Below are 18,618 nucleotides of genomic sequence, written 5' to 3' on the forward strand. Positions count from 1 at the left end.
GGTTCAATGGGGGCAGTGTTAGCGTCCCAGCAGCAACCCAATATCTTTGGCTTCCCAATGCGGGAAATGTTTACGCACCAGGGCGTTCAGATCGCGCTCGAAGGCAGCCCAGTCGGTGGTCACCGCCTGCTCGCGAGCGTTCGCCACGCCGCGAATCATACCCGCGCCCACGGTCACGTTGGTCAGCCGGTCGATCACGATGAAGCTGCCAGTGCCTGGGCTGGTGCGATAGTCGTCGACGGGGATAGCGGCGGTCAACTCCACCTCACAGCGGGCAATGGCGTTGAGGCTCAACGCATCGGTGGCATGCTTCTCCAGCGTGTTGACGTCGATCTGGTACTCGATGGCGCTGACCTGCCCCGCCAAATCCCGGGTGGCCAGCTTGATGTCGTAGAGCTTGCCGGGCGTGAGGGCATCTTCGTGCATCCACACGATATCGGCGCTGAAGACGTTCGACAGCGGAATCTCGGCATCGGCGCTGACGATCCAATCGCCGCGGGAAATGTCGATCTCGTCTTCCAGGGTGACGGTCACCGCCTGGCCGGGATAGGCCGCATCCAAGTCGCCGTCGAAGGTCACCACGCGCGCCACACGGGACGTTTTACCGGACGGCAGCGCCTTGACCGCCTGGCCTGGGCGCAACACTCCTGCCGAGAGCGTGCCGCAGTAACCCCGAAAGTCCAGGTTCGGGCGATTGACGTACTGAACAGGCAGACGCAAGTCGGTGAGGTTCTGGTCGCGGGTGATCTCGACGTTTTCCAGCAGTTCGATCAGCGTTTTGCTCTCGTAGCGCTGGCCATCCTCGAAGTACCAGGGCGTTTGCTCGCTGCGGTTGACGACGTTGTCGCCATTGAGCGCTGACATTGGCACGAAGCGGATGTCCGGCGCCTGCAGGTTGGTGGCGAATTCGCGGTACTCGTCGACGATCTCGTTGAAGCGCGCTTCCGAGAAGCCCACTAAGTCCATCTTATTGACCGCAATGACCAAGTGCTGAATACCCAGCAGGTCGGCAATGAAGCTGTGGCGACGTGTCTGGGTCTGCACACCGTAACGTGCGTCGATCAAAATGATCGCCAAACTGGCCGTCGAGGCGCCCGTGGCCATGTTGCGGGTGTACTGCTCATGTCCCGGCGTGTCGGCAATGATGAACTTGCGCTTGTCCGTGGAGAAGAAACGATAGGCCACATCGATGGTGATGCCCTGCTCGCGCTCGGACTGCAAGCCATCCACAAGCAGTGCCAGATCCACCGTATCGCCGGTGGTGCCGCTGGTTTTAGAGGCCTGGGTGATGGCTGCCAATTGATCCTCGAAGATCATCTTGGAGTCATGGAGCATCCGGCCGATGAGGGTAGATTTACCGTCATCGACGCTGCCGCAGGTAATGAAGCGCAGCAGGTCTTTGTTTTCGTGCTCGTGCAGATATTGCTCGATGTTATCGGCAATTAACGTCGATTGGTGTGCCATTAGAAGTACCCCTCACGCTTTTTCTTCTCCATGGAACCGGCCTGGTCGTGGTCGATGGCACGGCCGCTGCGCTCGCTGGTTTTGGTCAACAGCATCTCCTGGATGATTTCCGGCAGCGTGGCGGCCTTGGACTCCACCGCGCCGGTGAGCGGGTAGCAGCCCAGGGTTCGGAAACGCACCCACTTCTCTTCGGGCACTTCGCCAGGCGCTAACGGCAGACGGTCATCGTCCACCATGATCTGCATGCCGTCGCGCTCGACCACCGGGCGTTTGGCGGCGTAATACAGCGGCACGATCGGAATCGACTCAAGGTAGATGTACTGCCAGATATCCAGCTCGGTCCAGTTGGAGAGCGGAAAGACACGAATCGACTCGCCTTTATTGACCTTGGCGTTGTAGACGTTCCACAGCTCGGGGCGCTGGCTCTTCGGGTCCCAGCGATGGTACTTGTCACGGAAGGAGTAAACGCGCTCTTTAGCGCGCGATGCTTCCTCGTCGCGGCGCGCACCGCCAAACGCGGCATCGAAACCATGTTGGGTCAAGGCCTGCTTGAGCGCCTGGGTTTTCATGATGTCGGTGTACTTGGCACTACCGTGATCGAAGGGGTTGATATTGGCCGCCCGCCCCTCCTCGTTGGTGTGCACGATCAGCTCCATGCCCGCTTCTTCCGCCATACGGTTGCGGAACGCGATCATTTCGCGGAATTTCCAGGTGGTGTCGATGTGCATTAGCGGGAACGGCGGCGTGCCGGGATAGAAGGCTTTGCGCGCCAGGTGCAGCATCACCGAGGAGTCTTTACCGATGGAGTACATCATCACCGGATTGCTGAACTCCGCCGCCACTTCTCGAATGATATGGATCGACTCGGCTTCGAGCTGCTTCAAGTGGGTCAGTCGGGCAGCATCTGGTGCGCTTGGCACCTGTTGCGACGCCGCCGACGGCGCAGAAAACTGGTTCATTACCTACTCCCTCACAAAACGGTGCTTGCGTTTATTAGACGGCTTTTCAAGGAAGCCTTTGCAAACAGGTACACTGCCCAGCGCGTACGAAACGCAAGGCGGGCATTTGTGGGTAGGGTAACGCCAGGTCAATAATAACCCAAAAGAATTAATAACTATCTTTTTAGAACCATAATGCCTAACAGCCGCTAGACGGCGACGCGCTCCACCCAGGTCTGCCACTCATGGCTGTGAATATCGACGATACGATAGCCAGGGCGCGACGCTTCATCGATAGCAAACGCCTTTGCGCCCGGCAGAAACTGGTCTGACATGGCCGGGCAGCCGTAGACCCCGATATCACTGCCTGCCACTGGATGAAACTGCGCATAAGCTTGATGGGCATGGCCAAACAGAATCATCTTGACCTGCGGGTAAGCACTCAACATCTGCCAAAACGCCTCGCGGTCTTGCAGGCCGATGGCATCCATCCAGGCAGCCCCCACATCCACCGGCGGGTGGTGCATGGCAATCATTGTCGGGCGATCGTCGTGCTCGAGCCGCCCTGCCAGCGCGCTCAGGGTATCGCTCCCTAACTCGCCGTGGGGCTTGCCGACGACCTGGGTATCGAGCAACAGTAAGCGCCACTGATCCAAATCCACTTCGTCGAGCAGCGGCTGCTCGGCACTCATCAGCTCTAGCTGATCATGGTTACCCGGTATCCAAAACCACGGACAGGGCAGCGCACTCAGCGCTTCTCGGGCGTGGGCATAGGACGCGGCAGTTTCGTCTTGGCTGACATCCCCTGTGAACACGACGACGTCGGGTCGCTCGGCAGCAACGGCTTCCAATACGCGCTGGAACTGCTGCCACGGAATTCCCGCGCGGGAGCGCGCCCGCTTATCTGCATGTAAGTGTGAATCGGTGATTTGGATAAGCCGCATTCACCTGGCTCCCTTGACCTGAATCGTATACGACGTGAATTAACGTAGTTCGGGTATGTCCACAGCATGCCCATGGGCAAGGCCGTGGGCCAACCATTCGCCTAGGAAGCAATTGAGCTGAAGCTTCTCGTCCGGCTGGTGCATACGGGCGTTGGGATAGCGGTAGCGGCCGCTGAAGTGGCGTTCGCGCTGAAAATCGATGACCTCCGCCATACGCACATCATGATAGAGATGTACCCGCATGCGCGGCCCTTCGATGACGCTATCCAGTGGCCCGCTCTGGGTCACTTCCACCAGCGTGGTATAGGGCGCTTGCTGAAGAATGGTGAGATGCAGATCGCCAAAGTGCTGGTGGTCGCCACGCAGGGCGATATCACGGCGCTGACCGCTCTCCATATCCCCCACCAGACGCAACAGGCGCAAATAGTTCGCGCTGCATTCGCCCTGCAGGGTTTTTAAATCGGTAACGTAGGCGGCTCTTGCCATGATGACTCCTTACTGGGTTCGCTTGGCGTCCGTCGTCGAGAGGGCGGCGCGTTGCGAGGCGGCACGCAGCGATGCCCGCTGCCCCGCCAGCCAATGCAGCCCAATCAACGACATGGCGTTGTCGAGTCTTCCCTGCTCTAGGAGTTCCCAAGCACGAGTAAACGTGACGATATGCACGCGGATGTCTTCGTGCTCATCGTCCACGCCATACACACCGCCTAGCCCTTGGGTATCCACCAGGCCGCAAAACAGCGTCACACGCTCGTTGCAGGCGCCGGGGCTAGGGTAGTAGGTGTGCAATTTGGTCAGTTGCCCTACTTGGCAGCCGGCCTCTTCCACCGCTTCGCGGCGGGCAACGTCCTCCAGGGATTCCTCTTTATCCACGAGACCCGCGACGAATTCTAATTTCCACGGAGAGGCAGGGTCATCGATCGCCCCGGCGCGAAACTGCTCGACTAGCACCAGCGCGTCACGGTGTGGATCGTACAAAAGCACACCGACCGCATCGTGGCGGTGATGCACTTCGCGGCGCATGGCTTTGCTCCAGCCACCCTCGAACAAGCGATGGCGCAGCTCCAGCGCTTCCAGGCGAAAGAAACCTTGATAGAGGGTATCGCGTTGGATGAGCTCGACATCCTCACGACCAAGCGTAGGGCCCATACGGCACTCCCGGTGTTCACAATCGTCCTATTATCAATGCTGCTCACCGGGAATGCCAATGCGGTGATTAACCGCGCGTAGGGTTCAGGGGAAAAGGTACATCATTTCATAGCTGACCAAGCAACGCCTCGGCCTCACGGCGCAGCGCCTCATCGGACACCTGGCGATTCTCTCGGGCCGTGCCGTTCACCGCGCGCTGGGCATGCTCGCGCGCCGCTGGGGTGTTGCCCTCTTCTTTTAAAAACGCCGCGTAGTAGTAGTTGACATCGATGCCGTCCGGGCGCAGCTCCAGCGCGCGCTGGAACATGCGCTCGGCAGTATCGCTGTTACCAAATCCCAGCGGGCGGCCTGGGGCTCGGTCATATAAAGCACCCAGCGTGACATAGGCCGAGCCGTTGCCTCCCGTGGGGTCGATCTCGATGGCGCGCTCCAACACGTCGCGGGCGTCACCGGCCGTCCCCAGCGCGCCCAATCCACCGCGTTCACGCGCGTAGGAGGCCAGCACAATACCCTGCCAAATCAGCACCTCGGCCTCATTGGGATACTGGTTGGCGAGCTGCTCGGCTTCGCTGGCGAGCGCTTTCAGCGTGTCTTCCCGCTGATTCGCGGGCATTTGCGTCACCGTGTGCTCCCAACGGTTCTTGAGTGAAAAGACCTCCCCCTCGAACGCCGATGCACTCAAGGGGGCCAGCGCCAGCGTGCTGCCCAGGGCGGCGGCGATCAACAAGCGGAAAAAGGGAATAGCGCGCATGGAAACCTCCAGGTTTGTTGTTGTAGCGGCTTTTTCATCGGGGCCTTAAAGCCCAACGATAGCTTACCTAGACAATGTAACGAACGTTTGAATGATTCGCCAGACATTCACGACGTTGTTATAAAACACCCCCTCGACGTAAGCTTATGGCTACCCGCAGAAGCGCCCGTTTGGGCGTACAAGGAGACGATGGACGTATGAAAGGTCGCAACATGACCCGCTGGCGGGATCCGGCAAAAGACCCACGCCAAGCGCCCAAAAGCAATTTGATCACCGCCGAAGGGGCCGCCCGACTGCGCGGCATTCTCGATCACCTTTCACGGGTAAAGCGCCCGGCGCTATCCGCCAAAGTGGGCGAAGCCGCCGCGCTGGGTGACCGCAGCGAAAATGCGGATTACACCTATAACAAGAAGGAACTCAACCGGGTCATTGCGCGCATCCGCTATCTCACCAAGCGGCTCGACGAGTTGCAGGTAGTGGACCGACTGCCCGCCAATACCGACAAGGTCTTTTTTGGGGCCTACGTGAGTCTGGAGGACGACGAGGGAGAAACACTTCAGATTCGCATCGTCGGCCACGACGAGCTCGATACGCAAAAGCGCTGGATCAGCATCGACGCGCCCATGGCAAAGGCACTGTTGGGCAAAGAGGTCGATGACGACGTCACGGTGCTGACTCCCAACGGCGAAACGTTCTATACCGTGACGGCCATTCACTACGATACGCCAAGCGGCCCATGAGCTCGACGCCAAAGACGACTAGTTGACGGCGCGATACACCCGGAAACGCCGGTTGTCCGACAGCGTCTCGAACTCGCCCAGCGCGCGCTGTAATCGCTCAGGATAGGGCAGAAACGCATTGGCCACCAGCCACAACTGCCCTTTTGCCTGGAGGTGCTCTACCGCTTGATCGATCAAGCGCGAGCTGGGGCCATAGCTGATGTCTCGCTCCTGATGAAACGGCGGGTTACTCACGATGACATCGAAACGCTCGTCGTCCAACGCCGAGTAAACGTCGCTCTCCAGCACCCTGCCCTCCAGCGCGTTCTCACGCAGCGTTCGTCGGCAGGCTTCGGCGGCGAAGGCGCTGACGTCGACAGCCGTGACCGCATGGCCGCGTTTGGCGAGCCACGCGCTGATGATGCCGTCGCCACAGCCCATATCCAGCACTTTTAGCGGTTTTTTCGGCAGCGCTGTCTCCAGGGCCTGCAGCAGAAGCTGCGTTCCCTCGTCGACTTTGCCGTGACCAAACACGCCTGGGTGGCTGACCAAACGCATATCCAGGGCGTCAAAGGTTTGCCAGGCGCTCTCAGGCGCTGCCATGTTCACCGTGCGGGTGGCAAAGAGCGTGCAGCGGCGGGCGTTATCGAGCTTGTCGCATGCCATGCCCAGCTCATCCAGTATCTTGGGCACGCGTTTGATGCCCCCTTGATGCTCGCCCACGATATCGACCGGCGTATCGTCAGGCAGCACGTGGCAGAGCCACGCCAGCCACCATTTGCCTAGCTGATGGGCTTTGGGCCAAAACAGCACCACCTGACCGTCGGGTAGGCAGTCGAACGGCGCGAAAGGACTCATGGCTTGACGCGCACTGGTCTGCCACTGCTCCCGCAGGGCAACATTGTCACTCACCATCGCGGCGGAGTGGTTTAACAGCCACGTATCGTCTGGAGGCGCGACAGGCCATAGCCGAGCGGCCTGCCCGTAGTAACGTTCTAGCAGCTGGCAAGTAGGCAGTTGAGCACTCATACATCAGCCTCGGGTTTGGTAACGGTATAAAGCAAATAGCGGCCTAAACGCCAATGGGGGTCTTGCTGGCAATACTGCTTTTCAAGCGCCAGCAATGCTGCTTGATCGCTTGCCTTCTCAGGCGCCTGACGCACGTAATCCTGAAAAATACGGATACCCGCGACGCTCTCGATACGTAAGCCGTTCTGACTCACCCACTGGCCAATCTCGTCATGGGTAACGGGGGTAATCGGCGTTAAGCGCTGGCGCTTGCCTTTACCTTCCAACTGATCGCTCAAGGCTTTTTGATAGTTGCCCTTCACCACGTTGGAAAAGCGCAGCGCGTCGCGGTTGAACACCATCAGACTCAGTTGACCACCGGGAGCAAGCAGCGTTGCGAGGGTGTTCAGCGCTTGCTCGGGATTGCCTAACCACTCCAACACCGCGTGACAGGCGATCAGCGGCCAAGGACCAAGTGCTTGGCTGGGCAGCGCCTGTAGAGGAGCCTCCACATAGCAAAGCTGCCCCGGTGGCCACGCCACAGCGGCCTCTTGCTCAGCGTGCCACGCCTTGGCGTGGGACAGCATATCGTGGGAAGGCTCCGCCATGGTGACCGTGTGACCACGTGCGGCAAACCAGCCGGAGAGCTGCCCCAACCCACCGCCAACATCCAGCACGGGCTGGGCCGTCAAGCGCAGCATTCGCGGCAGCAGATAGTCCAACATCGCGAGGCGCAGCTCGCCCCGGGGTGCTTGGTAGAGCGAGCGAGAGAACTTATCTGCCAAGCCATCAAAGTAGCGGTCGCCAGCGTCGGTTAATTCGTAGGTCGGGTGCATGCCTCTAGCCACCACAGTTTAAAGGGGCGCTAGTTTACCCGTTATCGTCAGGAAAATCGCACCCCGGGCAGCATGGTTGAGCAGTCCAAGGCGCGATGGTCACAGCTAGGACTAGAACTGCTCCCACTCACCCGCTGACGACTGCTTGGAGGGCAGCGCTTTGGCGGCGGACTGATAGCGCCCAAGCGGCTGCGAGCGGCGTAGCGCTGGCAAAGGCTGCGCGCCTTGTGAGGTTCTGAAGGCGTTGACGCTGTTGGTCAGAGCGGCGGCTTCCCCACTGAGCGTATCGGCCACCCGCCGGTAGCTCTCCATATCCGAGGCGCTGGCTTGGGTCGTGCTGTCGATCTCGGCAATGGCTAGTCCTACTTGGGCAACGCCGTCGCTCTGCTCGCTGGCCGCTCGGCTAATCTCTGCCATCAGGTCGTTGACCCGCTGACTGGCATGTCGGATACGCTGGGTCGCCGCTTGCGTTTCTCGCGTATGAGACGCGCTTTCCAGCACGCTTTGATTGGTGTCCACGATCATGCGTTGCACTTCTTTGGCCGCTTCAGCGGTCTGATTGGATAGCTTTCGCACCTCTTGGGCTACTACCGCAAAGCCACGTCCGTGTTCGCCAGCACGCGCCGCTTCCACCGACGCATTGAGAGCCAGAATATTGGTTTGAAACGCGATGGCATCGATGGCTTGCACCATGTGTTTCATCCGTTCGGACTGCTTGGTCAACGCGTCCATGGCCTGAGCCAACTCGTCTGTCAGGCGCGACGCGGTGCCCACTTCGGCGAGGTTGGTATCGGCCGCCTTGCTCGCAAGCTGCGCATTCGAGGCGCTTTGACGCACGGTGCTGGAAATCTCCTCCATGCTGGCAGCCGTCTCTTGTACTGCGGAGGCTTGCTGTTCCAGGCGATCCGCCATGTTGGCGTTATTGCTTAGAATTTGGCTCACCACCGGGCCAATGGTGTCCATATTGCGCTGAATATCACTGGCGGTAGAGAGCAGCGAGCGGCGCATGAGCTGAAGTGCCTCCAGCGTTTGACGAAGCGATTGGCGGCGAGTGGAAGGAATCACCGTGTTCAAGTTGCCCGCTGCCAGCTGCAGCGCAATGTCTTTCAGCGATGCGACCGAACGACTCAAGGAGCCTAGCAGCAACGCGTTCACCGACCAGATCGCACTTGCCAGCACTAGGGCAAGCACAACCAAAGACCAGCTCTCGAGAGAAAAGCGTTGCGTGATCCACAAGCCACCCCCCAGTAGCGCTACGCTCGCCAAAGACGACAGAACGACGCGCGCCTTCACTCCCTCCCACTGAAACGATGGCAACTTGCCGCGCAACCCTTTGCGCTTGAGTTTGCCGCGCTTTAAATAGTAGGGGCAGTTGTTTTCACGCATTTGACGATACAGGTGATCGAAATAGCGCGCCTTCTCTTCCCCCGCATAAGAGCGAAGCGACGCGTAGCCTTGTAGCTCGCCTTTATCGACGACGGGCACGACATTGGCGTGCACCCAGTAGTGGTCGCCGTTTTTACGGCGATTTTTGACGTATCCTTGCCAAGAGAGCCCTTCTCTCAGGGTTGCCCACATATCCCGGTACACCTCGGGCGGCATATCCGGATGCCGAACGACATTGTGCGGTTCATTCATCAACTCTTCGATGGCGAAGCCGCTCACCTCGATAAAGCGCGGGTTGGCATACGTAATATAGCCGTTGATATCCGTGCGGGAGATTAAGAAGTCATCGGGTTCAATCGGATAATTCGTTTGTGATACATAGCCGTTATTACGCATTGCCACCCCCTTTGGGAGAATACTTTTTACACCTGCAAGCCCAGTAGGCGTACTATGGCTCAGACGCTAAAAAAAGTAACGGTAGTTACCTAGCATGTCACATTATTTGACATTCCCCCTTAGGCTCAACATAAGCTATACAATGCTTAAAAAAACCTTATTTAAAAATTAAACAATATTAAAAATTAGAGGCATTGCAGGTACGTTGTCTCATCGTCGGCTAGCTTTAACTCTCGACCCATAAGGGAATACCTCCCATTCGTTGACTAGAGTGGCTACAGGAGCTGACGATGCATTTTGGAGCGTTCAAGGAAAAAATCGAGGCTTGTCATATCTGCGCCGCGTATTGTGACCAGTGCGCTACCCAGTGCCTTCAAGAGGATGAAGTACACAAAATGGCCGAGTGCATACGCATGGATATTCAGTGCGCTCAGATCTGTCGCTTGGCGGCGTCCTACATGGCCCAAAACAGCGAATACGCCAAAGACATCTGCCAACTTTGCGCCGACATTTGCCAAAAGTGTGCCGACGAGTGTGCCAAACACGACGCTGATCACTGCCAAGCGTGTGCCCAAGCTTGCCAACAGTGTGCCAACGCCTGTGCGAGCATTGCCGCTTAATGTCCGCGCCTTTAACGACATTGTCTTTCAATGGCTCAGCCGTGCTGATAACAGTACGGCTGTTTCTACTGTGTTCGTTATATCATGCAGTAGTGAACGAAACATAAAAGTAGCCGCTTATTAGCCGCCCCTTTAATACTAAGATTTACATCAACGTGAGAAAAAAATCGTCACATAAAAGTTACGCACTATGCCTATGTATAGCGTTTTTTTTAACGCTTGTTGGCTGTCGCTATCCCCAAAATGTAGAACGCAAAATGAGCGATATCGAGGGCGGCACACTCTTCATCGGTATCACGGAAAACCCACCTTGGGTCATCGCTACCGCTGCGGGCCCCAAAGGGGTGGACATCGGCCTTCTATCCCAGTTTGCCAATAGCCTCGATGCGTCCATCGAGTGGCACTGGGGCAGTGAAAACGAGCTACTGAAAGCGCTCAACCACCACCAGCTCGATATCGTGGCCGGCGGCTTTACTCACAATACGCGTCTTACTCAGCTAGCCGCCACGACACGCCCGTACTTCACCTCACATCATGTCATTGGTATCGCGCCTCATCACCCTAGCGCTCACGCAGCGGGCGACGCTGCCCTCGAGGGCCAAGACATCGCCGTGGCGCGTCTCAATAGCGTCACGCAGTCGATCCGTGCGCTGGGTGCGACTCCCGTGATCACCGAGCGCGTGCATGACGCGCCGGGCTGGGTAGCTGGCCCTCAATGGTGGTTAGAGGCCCATGGCTTTCGACCAACGGCTCATCGACTCACCAGCGAACACCATGTGATGGCGCTACCCAAAGGGGAAAACGCCCTCATGTTGGCGCTTCAACGCCATCTCAATGCCCAATCCTCTCTCTATGAGCAGCTAAAACGCGTCGAGGCCGCTGAATGAAAATACGCAAGCCCTACCGTATGCCTGCTGACAAACAGCGCCAGCTCGATTATTTGGTGAGACTGGAGTGGTGGAACTTGGGGTTTCGGGTCTCAATCATTCTGGTGCTTGGGCTGGTGTTAGGCAGCAGCCAAGCCATGAAAGCGGCCTGGATAGAGGACATCCTATCGCTCATTCCTCCTGTGGCATTCTTGATCGCCATGCATTTTCGTAACCGCCCCCCTAACGATACCTTTCCCTACGGCTACCAGCGCGCCACGGTGATTGCGTTTTTATGCGCGGCCACGGCACTGAGCCTGATGGGAAGCTTGCTGTTACTGGATTCGATCATGAAACTGATCAGTCATGAGCACCCCTCAGTAGGCGCTATCTCGCTCTTTGGGCATACGTTTTGGATGGGCTGGTTAATGATCGGTGCCCTCATCTATAGCGTGATTCCTCCCATGGTGATTGGCCGCTTGCAGACCAAAGCCGCCATACAGGTGCATGAAAAAACCGTCTATGTCGATGGTAAGATGAGCAAAGCGGACTGGATGACCGGTTTGGCAGCGATCATCGGCATTTTGGGGATTGGTGCCGGTATCTGGTGGGCAGATGCGCTAGCGGCAGCGCTCATCGCCATCGATGTGACCAAGGACGGCGTAGTGAACCTGAAAGAGGCCGTGGGTGATTTATTGGATCGCCGCCCGCGATTTACGTCGAACACCCAACCCGAGCCGTTAGCCGAGTCGCTGGAAACGGCACTCAAACGATACGAGTGGGTCTTGGACGCTGCCGTTCGACTACGAGAAGAGGGACACGTGTTCAGCGGTGAAGCGTTCATTGTCCCGCGCGATACGCATCGACTGGCCGAGCGCGTTGCCTCGGCAGAGGCCATGCTGAATCATTATGATTGGCGTATTTATGAAGTGGTGGTGAGTGTCACCCCATCCGATTCTTCGAACTAGGAAGCGAGCATGATAGGACATCACTGGCTCGGTATCGTTGGCATTCTTCTAATAACCCTTGCCAATTATGATGCCATCAAGACGACGCTGTCTGCCTCTCACTCTGGCCCTTTGACCAACCGCTCCATTAGCACGGTATGGACCCTGTTACTGGCATTGCATCAACGTCATCGCTGCCACCGCGTACTGTCTGCAGCAGGCCCTTGGCTGACCGTAGGTTTGATGACCGTTTGGCTGCTGCTTGCCCTAGTCGGATGGTGGCTACTGTTTTGCAGCACCGAAGACGCCGTGGTGAACGCCACGACCAAAGCCCCTGCCAACGATGTCGAGCGCCTGTACTATGCGGGCTATACATTGACCACTCTGGGCTACGGCGACTTCGTTCCGGGCAGCGACACTTGGCGGCTTGCACCACCGCTGGCAGCTGCCAACGGCTTTTTTCTCTTTACGCTCACCATTACGTATATGCTGAGCATCATGGCCAATGTCACCGAAAAACGCCATGTCGCGCTGTCCATCCATGCGCTGGGCAATAGCCCCTTACAAATTCTTCGCGCGACCCATGATAATGGGAAGTACACAAGCTTGGTACAGCAGCTACAACCACTCCAACAGGCCATTAGCCGGTTGGGGCAGCAGCATCTGGCGTATCCCATTTTGCACTATTATCACGACCCTAACCGTCAAAAATCGCTACCGGTTGCTCTCGCGAAACTCTATCAAGCGCTGGTCATTGCACGAATTGCTTGCCCCGATATCGACCACGCGACGCGGCAACAGCTTAAAACGGGCATCGTCACGCTTGAAAACTTTCTCGCGACGTTAGACAGCGCGTTCATCGACCCTACCCCTACCCTCCCAGAGCTACCTTCGCTAGCAGAGTACCAACGATTGCCTGGCATCACCGCCGCTCACCAAGATATACATCAACAGCTTGCCACCCGCCAACAGCGGTTACTGGCTGCCTACGTGCATAAAGATGGCTGGGCATGGCCAAACGTCTGGCAAAACGAGTCATCATAGCCGCTAGCTACTGCTCGCTGGACGACACGGCCCCTTCCCATACTTCACAACGGTCGCGGCCGTTATTCTTGGCTTTGTACAACGCTGTGTCGGCTAAGCGCAGTAGCCTTTTAGGGTCCATGGTGTGAGCCGGATACGTGGCGATTCCGCAAGAGAGCGTAATGCGCCCAAGCGGCTGATGAAGGTGACTCAACGCTTGGTTACGCTGTGCCTTCAGCAGTTTCTCGGCACGCGTTTGCGCCTCGGCCGTTCCGGTGCCCGGTAGGAGCGCGACGAACTCCTCGCCCCCCAACCGGCACACCACGTCCGTACCGCGAAAATGCTTCTTTAACAGCGCCGCGACCTCGATCAAAACGGCATCGCCAGCGTCGTGGCCAAAGTTATCGTTCACTTTCTTGAAATGATCGATATCGATCATCAGCAGCGAGAGCAGGCTTCCCTTACGCTGCGCGAGCGCCATTTCCTGATGTAGCAAGGTGTCGAAATGGCGACGGTTATTGAGGCCGGTCAGGGCATCCTGAAGCGAGAGCCCCTTGAGCTGCTCGACCAAGGTATCTAGCTCTGCCGTTCGCGCCGTCACCTGTGCTTCTAGCGTCTGGTTGGCCGCAGCAAGCTGACGCTGCGTATGACGGTAGTGCCACAGCGAAATCCCCACGATAGCCAAAGAGAAGCCCAACGCCCCATAGCTCAGTGGCACATCGCGCCGAGGGATCAGCTCGTGCGCCACCAACATGTCCAGCAACAGAAGTGGCGCAAACAGCAGGAAACTAGTGACGAACAGCCGCTGCTCCAAATTCAAACGACGCACTCGCAGCAGCGCCAGCAGAAGCATGAGGGGGAGCGTGAGCAACAGCAGCACATCGAATATGGGGAACGTTAGTGCCAAGTTCACCACGCCAAGTGCGACCAGACCAATCGAAGCCACGAGGTACGCCAAATGGAGCTGCCATAAACGCCTCATCCAGCGCTTTGGTACACCATCCAACCAGTGGCTCAGCAACAAGCCTATGGCAATGGGCAGTGTAAAGTAGCTGGCGGCTCTTAAAATGTCCCAGGTAAGCGGCGCGTCTGCCAACAGCTGCCGAACGGGGGTCTCTGCCAACAGCATCAACCCTGACGAAAACGCAAACAGCGCGATGGCGAAAAAGCCCCGACGCTCAGGCCCAATCATGGCAAAAATCGCTGCCAACGTCGCTAGTAGCAGGCTGAAGGCACTCACCGCAAGGTCCTGTACCGAAGCGTGGAGCATCCCCTTCAGCGCATCGATACGATCGGTGATTTCTACATCGCCCCACAGCCCGATGCTGGTGTAATCGGAGTGGACACGTAGCGCCAGCGTCTTGCCCGCCGAATTCTCCGGCAGCGGAACCAAATGCCACGGCCAACCGATGAAACGAGGCGCCTCCATATCGCCATGCTGATAAATCAGCGTGCCATCGAGGTAGATCTGCCCCACCAAGTTAATGCTGGTAATGTGCAACACCGGGTCACGCCACTCTCCCTCTGGCAAGACCGTTTTAAACCACACGGACTTCTGGCCGTTGCGCTCCGGGGGGTTAGAAGGAAAATCGATGGGGCTCCAAGGCGCGTCATCCTCTAAAGAAGCATCTCCCCAGCGATACTCCCAATCGGTCAGCGGTGCAGGCGCGCTAGCGTAGGCCGAAGAACCGGACAGCAACAGCAAGCCAGCCATTATTCCTACGCAAAAAAAGCGCAACAAGACGTTGAACGTACCCATCCGATCCCCTAGCTGGCGTGACCCACCAGCTCACCCTATTTTTTTATTGACACTAACCTTATACGCTCAAAATTGCGTTGATAGCACGTTTGATGCGTTTCAAACGCCTATTCGGTGGTGGCGTTAATCATTATCCAATCGCTCTGTTCGATATAAGTGCCACTCGTTTTCGACCCGGCCATCCGGCAGTCGACAGTAACGTCCCGTTCCGAAAGCGCTTTCGCGGGTGAGGCGCTCGCCGCCCAGGCTGACGCAATACGCCGCAGCCGCCGTCTGCATATCAGCGCCTTCTCCTCCCGCACAGCCCACTAACGCCACCATCATTATTAAGACGCTATGTTTCATTCGTGGTACTCCTCACTCTACTTCGCCGCATCAGGCCCGCCAAACGGCGCTCCACAATTTTTCACATCTCAACGACGCTCAAGCCACGTCTCTCTCTACACCCCACCACCATAAGCCATTATGCTGTGAAGGCAGCTTGACGGACCAATATAAATTTAAGCGCATCGGCTAGCGCGTCGTCACCCTTGCACACTTTCAGTAGGTCACTCGATGGTCACGCCATGAAAACACCCCAGGGCTCAATAAGCCGCGCTGCACCTTCGTTAGAAGCGAATGTTGACCACGGTTTGAACGATGGCAAGCCCCCTCGTTTCGAGCGTGTGGCGCGCCTCGCGCAACAGGTGTTCGGCGTGCCCATCGTGCAAGTCTATCTACGTCAACATGACCGCTTGGAGCTCGCGACGAGCCAGGGCCTGTCGGAAACCAGCGCAGCCGCGTTAGCACACACATTTCGTCGCCATGCGCTCTTTCCAAGCGATTGTTTGATCGTCGAGGACGCCCAGGCGGATATCCGCTTCGCCGATCACCCCATGGTTCAGGCCGCCCCCTTCGTCCGCTTCTTTGCCGGGATACCGTTGGCTACGTCTTCAGATCGCTCGGCAGGCTGTCTCTGCCTGTTCGACACGGTTCCAAGAGTCTTCACGAAAGAACAGATTGCGCTGCTTCACGACATCGCCGCTACGATAGAGGCACTGATCCAGGGCGATATCGGTCACCACGCATCTCACTCTGCGCTGTCGCTGGCACTGCAAAAAAGCGAGCGCCGTGCCCGATTGGTCATCGAAGGCACCGGCGTCGGCACCTGGCAGTGGAACGTACAAACGGGAGAGACCGTTTTCAACGAGCGGTGGGCACAGATCGTTGGCTATACGCTGGAAGAGCTCTGCCCCATCACCATCAATACGTGGTTGGACCTTGCACACCCCGACGACTTGGCTCACTCCGCCGCCCTACTCGATGCGCATTTTCGAGGGGAAACGGAAAGCTATAGCTGCAAAGCAAGAATGCGTCACAAGCAGGGCCACTGGGTGTGGGTGCACGACCGCGGGCAGGTGTTCGACTGGACCTCAGAGGGTCAGCCGCTGTTGATGTATGGTACCCATACCGACATCACCCACGAGATCGAGGCGCAGCAGGCCTTGCAAGCCAGCCGGGATGAGTTTGCGTCACTGTTGAGCAACATGCCCGGGGTGACCTATCGCTGCTTACCGGATGAGAACTGGACCATGCTCTACATCAGCGGGCAAATCGACCAGGTCAGCGGCCATACCGCGAAAGAACTCATCAATAACGCGTGCCTCAGCTATGCCGACATCATTCATCCCGACGATGCCGCCGCCGTGGGCGACGCGATCGAAACCGCCCGCGCCGCCAGCGAAGGTTGGCATATTGAGTACCGGATACGCCACCGCGATGGCCGTTGGCGCTGGGTCGAAGAGCGCGGCAACTGGGTGACAGGCGATGCCCAACACCCCTTGATCATGGAAGGGTTCATCGTCGACATTACCCGTGAGCACGAAGCCCGCGTGCAGCTTCGCAAACACCACGATGCGCTGCTGTTGCTCAACGATATCGCGTTCAATACGCTCGACACCCTCGATGCCAAAATTCAGTATGCACTGCATACGACGCGTCACTATCTCGGTTTGGACCTAGCGATCCTCAGCCAGATCGAGGGCGAGGTATACACCGCTCGATGGGTAGAGTGCGCCCCCGGCATGCCACTGGCGGCCGGTGAGCGCTTCGATTTAGGCAGCACTTGGTGCCAACTACTCTTCACCGGACAGAAAAAAGAGCTGTTTATCGCCAATGTCGCCAACAGTGAATTTCATGCTCACCCCTGTTATCAAGCCTTTCCTCTTGGCGCCTATGCCGCCATCGTCATCGAAGTGGAGGGCCAAGTGTTCGGTACGCTCAACTTCTCCTCAGCCTCACCCCGGGGCAGCGAGTTTGATGAAAGCGAAACCTTGTTTCTAAGACTACTCGCCCGCTGGCTGGCTGATACCTTGACCAACAGTTTGAGCAACGAGCGGATTACCAAGCTCATGGCGCAACTGCCTGGCGTCATTTATCAGTACCGACAGTTTCCCGACGGACGGCCCACGTTCCCGTTCAGCTCACCGCAAATTCAAACCCTTTACGGCATGACGCCCAAACAGGCGGCCCAAGACGCCACTCCCGCCTTCGAGCGCATCCATCCAGACGACCTGGCATCCGTGGCGTCCGCCATACAGCATTCCGCCAACGCGCTCGGGGACTGGCATGCCACGTATCGCGTACGAAACGATCAGGGCGTGTACCGCTGGACAGCCGGTCAGGCGCGGCCAGAGCGGCTCGCCGATGGCAGCGTGCTATGGCATGGCTACCTGCACGATATCCATGAACAAGAGTTGGCACGAAAAGCCCTGGAGCGCAACGAGAGTCGTCTTAGAGGCCTTTTTGAGTTTGCTCCCATTGGCATTGCGCTCAACGATTACGAGACCGGGCAGTTCATCGATCTCAACGACGCCTTGACGCTGCCCTCCGGCTATACCCGCGACGAGTTCGTCAAGCTCAGCTACTGGGACCTTACGCCCCGAGAGTACCAAGCCATGGAAGAGCAAGTACTCGTGAGCCTCAAAAACGAGGGCCGCTACGGGCCTTTCGAAAAAGAGTACATCCGCAAGGATGGCAGCCGCTACCCGGTTCGTTTGCAGGGCATGCTGAGCCATGACCCCGACGGGCGCCCCGTCATCTGGTCACTGATAGAGGACATTACCGAGCGACGACGGCTGGATAAGATGAAGAATCAGTTCATCGCTACCGTGAGCCACGAACTGCGCACCCCGCTCACCTCCATCAATGGCTCGTTAGGGCTTCTGGCAGGCGGCGTCGTGGGCGAACTGCCCGCCCCCGCCAATGCGCTGTTGGAAACCGCCCAGCGCAACGTGCAGCGGCTTGCCACGCTCATCAACGACCTGCTGGATATGGAGAAATTGGTGGCAGGCAAAATGCCCATGAACCTGGCCGCGCAGCCATTGACCCCGCTGGTGGTAGAGGCGATCGACTCCATGGCCGGGTACGGAGAGCAGCACGGGGTCCGTATTGAAGCCACGCCACAGTGGCCAGAGGTGCGCGTCAACGTCGACGGTCCACGGCTGATTCAAGCGCTAACCAACTTGATGTCGAATGCCGTCAAATTCACGCCGAAAGATCGTCCGGTCGAAATCTCCGTTGCGCACCAACAGTCAACCGTCAACATTAGCGTCCGCGATCACGGACCAGGTGTCGACCCCGACTTTCAACCCCACCTCTTCAAGCGTTTTTCCCAAGCGGACGCTAGTGACACGCGCAAGCTCCCCGGTACCGGCTTGGGGCTCGCCATTACCCGAGAAATTGCCCAGCAGCTGGGGGGCGAGGTGTACTACCGAGATGCCAAGGGCGGCGGTGGCGAATTCATTATCGAACTCCCCGGAGAGCGGATTTGCTGA

General features: G+C 57.9%; 17 protein-coding genes. 6 read left to right on the forward strand and 11 right to left on the reverse strand.

Annotated features, from left to right (window positions below; all coding sequences use genetic code 11):
• Positions 1–18: 18 nt before the first annotated feature.
• From cysN to FRH_RS17535, 6 genes are all read right to left on the reverse strand, one after another.
• A complete protein-coding gene (gene cysN / locus FRH_RS17510; protein WP_281997343.1) occupies positions 19–1,464 on the reverse strand; it encodes a sulfate adenylyltransferase subunit CysN in 1,446 nt (481 codons plus the stop codon).
• Positions 1,464–2,423: a sulfate adenylyltransferase subunit CysD gene (cysD, locus tag FRH_RS17515; RefSeq protein WP_153842810.1), complete on the reverse strand. Its 960-nt coding sequence runs from the start codon at positions 2,421–2,423 to the stop codon at positions 1,464–1,466. The genes cysN and cysD overlap by 1 nt, the downstream gene beginning before the upstream one ends.
• A gap of 188 nt (positions 2,424–2,611) precedes the next feature.
• Entirely contained in the window at positions 2,612–3,346 is a 735-nt protein-coding gene (locus FRH_RS17520; RefSeq protein WP_281997344.1) for a phosphodiesterase, read from the reverse strand.
• Positions 3,347–3,385: 39 nt separating this feature from the next.
• On the reverse strand, positions 3,386–3,832 hold the full coding sequence (locus tag FRH_RS17525; RefSeq protein ID WP_139527076.1) for a DUF1249 domain-containing protein: 447 nt from the start codon (positions 3,830–3,832) through the stop codon (positions 3,386–3,388).
• Positions 3,833–3,841: 9 nt separating this feature from the next.
• A complete protein-coding gene (locus FRH_RS17530; protein WP_153842808.1) occupies positions 3,842–4,492 on the reverse strand; it encodes an NUDIX domain-containing protein in 651 nt (216 codons plus the stop codon).
• 106 nt (positions 4,493–4,598) lie between these two features.
• The gene (locus tag FRH_RS17535) at positions 4,599–5,243 is read right to left on the reverse strand and encodes a TRAP transporter TatT component family protein (protein ID WP_281997346.1); all 645 of its coding nucleotides are present in this window, start codon (positions 5,241–5,243) and stop codon (positions 4,599–4,601) included.
• A 197-nt stretch (positions 5,244–5,440) separates the two neighbouring features.
• Between FRH_RS17535 and greB the strand changes: the two genes are divergently transcribed.
• Positions 5,441–5,983: a transcription elongation factor GreB gene (greB, locus tag FRH_RS17540; protein WP_219861174.1), complete on the forward strand. Its 543-nt coding sequence runs from the start codon at positions 5,441–5,443 to the stop codon at positions 5,981–5,983.
• Positions 5,984–6,001: 18 nt separating this feature from the next.
• On the opposite strand, the gene FRH_RS17545 is transcribed toward greB, so the two are convergent.
• The 3 genes from FRH_RS17545 to FRH_RS17555 form a co-directional block, all read right to left on the reverse strand.
• Positions 6,002–6,991, reverse strand: coding sequence for a methyltransferase (locus FRH_RS17545; RefSeq protein ID WP_281997347.1), 990 nt, complete (start codon positions 6,989–6,991; stop codon positions 6,002–6,004).
• Entirely contained in the window at positions 6,988–7,806 is an 819-nt protein-coding gene (locus FRH_RS17550; protein ID WP_281997349.1) for a methyltransferase domain-containing protein, read from the reverse strand. The genes FRH_RS17545 and FRH_RS17550 overlap by 4 nt, the downstream gene beginning before the upstream one ends.
• 111 nt (positions 7,807–7,917) lie before the next feature.
• Positions 7,918–9,588, reverse strand: a complete 1,671-nt coding sequence (locus tag FRH_RS17555) for a PAS domain-containing methyl-accepting chemotaxis protein (RefSeq protein ID WP_281997350.1) — start codon at positions 9,586–9,588, stop codon at positions 7,918–7,920.
• A gap of 458 nt (positions 9,589–10,046) precedes the next feature.
• Here FRH_RS17555 and FRH_RS18585 point away from each other — a divergent pair, with 458 nt between their 5' ends.
• The 4 genes from FRH_RS18585 to FRH_RS17575 all read left to right on the forward strand — a co-directional run bounded on the left by FRH_RS18585 (position 10,047) and on the right by FRH_RS17575 (position 13,065).
• Positions 10,047–10,208, forward strand: a complete 162-nt coding sequence (locus FRH_RS18585) for a four-helix bundle copper-binding protein (protein WP_348773464.1) — start codon at positions 10,047–10,049, stop codon at positions 10,206–10,208.
• 257 nt (positions 10,209–10,465) lie between these two features.
• Positions 10,466–11,095, forward strand: coding sequence for a transporter substrate-binding domain-containing protein (locus FRH_RS17565; RefSeq protein ID WP_281997352.1), 630 nt, complete (start codon positions 10,466–10,468; stop codon positions 11,093–11,095).
• Positions 11,092–12,042 (forward strand): cation transporter, encoded by a 951-nt coding sequence (locus FRH_RS17570; RefSeq protein ID WP_281997353.1) that lies wholly within the window; start codon positions 11,092–11,094, stop codon positions 12,040–12,042. Before FRH_RS17565 ends, FRH_RS17570 begins: the two co-directional genes overlap by 4 nt.
• Before the next feature lie 9 nt (positions 12,043–12,051).
• Complete coding sequence (locus FRH_RS17575) at positions 12,052–13,065, forward strand: potassium channel family protein (protein WP_281997354.1); 1,014 nt, start codon at positions 12,052–12,054, stop codon at positions 13,063–13,065.
• Positions 13,066–13,072: 7 nt separating this feature from the next.
• On the opposite strand, the gene FRH_RS17580 is transcribed toward FRH_RS17575, so the two are convergent.
• A complete protein-coding gene (locus FRH_RS17580; RefSeq protein ID WP_281997355.1) occupies positions 13,073–14,758 on the reverse strand; it encodes a GGDEF domain-containing protein in 1,686 nt (561 codons plus the stop codon).
• A 168-nt stretch (positions 14,759–14,926) separates the two neighbouring features.
• On the reverse strand, positions 14,927–15,148 hold the full coding sequence (locus FRH_RS17585; protein WP_281997356.1) for a DUF333 domain-containing protein: 222 nt from the start codon (positions 15,146–15,148) through the stop codon (positions 14,927–14,929).
• A gap of 221 nt (positions 15,149–15,369) precedes the next feature.
• Between FRH_RS17585 and FRH_RS17590 the strand changes: the two genes are divergently transcribed.
• The gene (locus tag FRH_RS17590) at positions 15,370–18,618 is read left to right on the forward strand and encodes a PAS domain-containing protein (protein WP_281997357.1); all 3,249 of its coding nucleotides are present in this window, start codon (positions 15,370–15,372) and stop codon (positions 18,616–18,618) included.

Origin of the sequence: Halomonas sp. A020, assembly GCF_027943625.1 — a bacterium.
GTDB lineage: Bacteria > Pseudomonadota > Gammaproteobacteria > Pseudomonadales > Halomonadaceae > Vreelandella > Vreelandella piezotolerans.

Excerpts from the sequence above, each read along its gene's own strand:
- FRH_RS17545 (WP_281997347.1), bottom strand. The coding sequence starts at position 6,991 with ATGAGTGCTCAACTGCCTACTTGCCAGCTGCTAGAACGTTACTACGGG.
- FRH_RS17590 (WP_281997357.1), top strand. The coding sequence starts at position 15,370 with ATGAAAACACCCCAGGGCTCAATAAGCCGCGCTGCACCTTCGTTAGAA.
- FRH_RS17575 (WP_281997354.1), top strand. The coding sequence starts at position 12,052 with ATGATAGGACATCACTGGCTCGGTATCGTTGGCATTCTTCTAATAACC.
- FRH_RS17565 (WP_281997352.1), top strand. The coding sequence starts at position 10,466 with ATGAGCGATATCGAGGGCGGCACACTCTTCATCGGTATCACGGAAAAC.
- cysD (WP_153842810.1), bottom strand. The coding sequence starts at position 2,423 with ATGAACCAGTTTTCTGCGCCGTCGGCGGCGTCGCAACAGGTGCCAAGC.
- FRH_RS17525 (WP_139527076.1), bottom strand. The coding sequence starts at position 3,832 with ATGGCAAGAGCCGCCTACGTTACCGATTTAAAAACCCTGCAGGGCGAA.
- FRH_RS18585 (WP_348773464.1), top strand. The coding sequence starts at position 10,047 with ATGGCCCAAAACAGCGAATACGCCAAAGACATCTGCCAACTTTGCGCC.
- FRH_RS17570 (WP_281997353.1), top strand. The coding sequence starts at position 11,092 with ATGAAAATACGCAAGCCCTACCGTATGCCTGCTGACAAACAGCGCCAG.
- FRH_RS17555 (WP_281997350.1), bottom strand. The coding sequence starts at position 9,588 with ATGCGTAATAACGGCTATGTATCACAAACGAATTATCCGATTGAACCC.
- FRH_RS17580 (WP_281997355.1), bottom strand. The coding sequence starts at position 14,758 with ATGGCTGGCTTGCTGTTGCTGTCCGGTTCTTCGGCCTACGCTAGCGCG.
- FRH_RS17520 (WP_281997344.1), bottom strand. The coding sequence starts at position 3,346 with ATGCGGCTTATCCAAATCACCGATTCACACTTACATGCAGATAAGCGG.
- FRH_RS17585 (WP_281997356.1), bottom strand. The coding sequence starts at position 15,148 with ATGAAACATAGCGTCTTAATAATGATGGTGGCGTTAGTGGGCTGTGCG.
- greB (WP_219861174.1), top strand. The coding sequence starts at position 5,441 with ATGAAAGGTCGCAACATGACCCGCTGGCGGGATCCGGCAAAAGACCCA.
- FRH_RS17550 (WP_281997349.1), bottom strand. The coding sequence starts at position 7,806 with ATGCACCCGACCTACGAATTAACCGACGCTGGCGACCGCTACTTTGAT.
- FRH_RS17530 (WP_153842808.1), bottom strand. The coding sequence starts at position 4,492 with ATGGGCCCTACGCTTGGTCGTGAGGATGTCGAGCTCATCCAACGCGAT.
- cysN (WP_281997343.1), bottom strand. The coding sequence starts at position 1,464 with ATGGCACACCAATCGACGTTAATTGCCGATAACATCGAGCAATATCTG.
- FRH_RS17535 (WP_281997346.1), bottom strand. The coding sequence starts at position 5,243 with ATGCGCGCTATTCCCTTTTTCCGCTTGTTGATCGCCGCCGCCCTGGGC.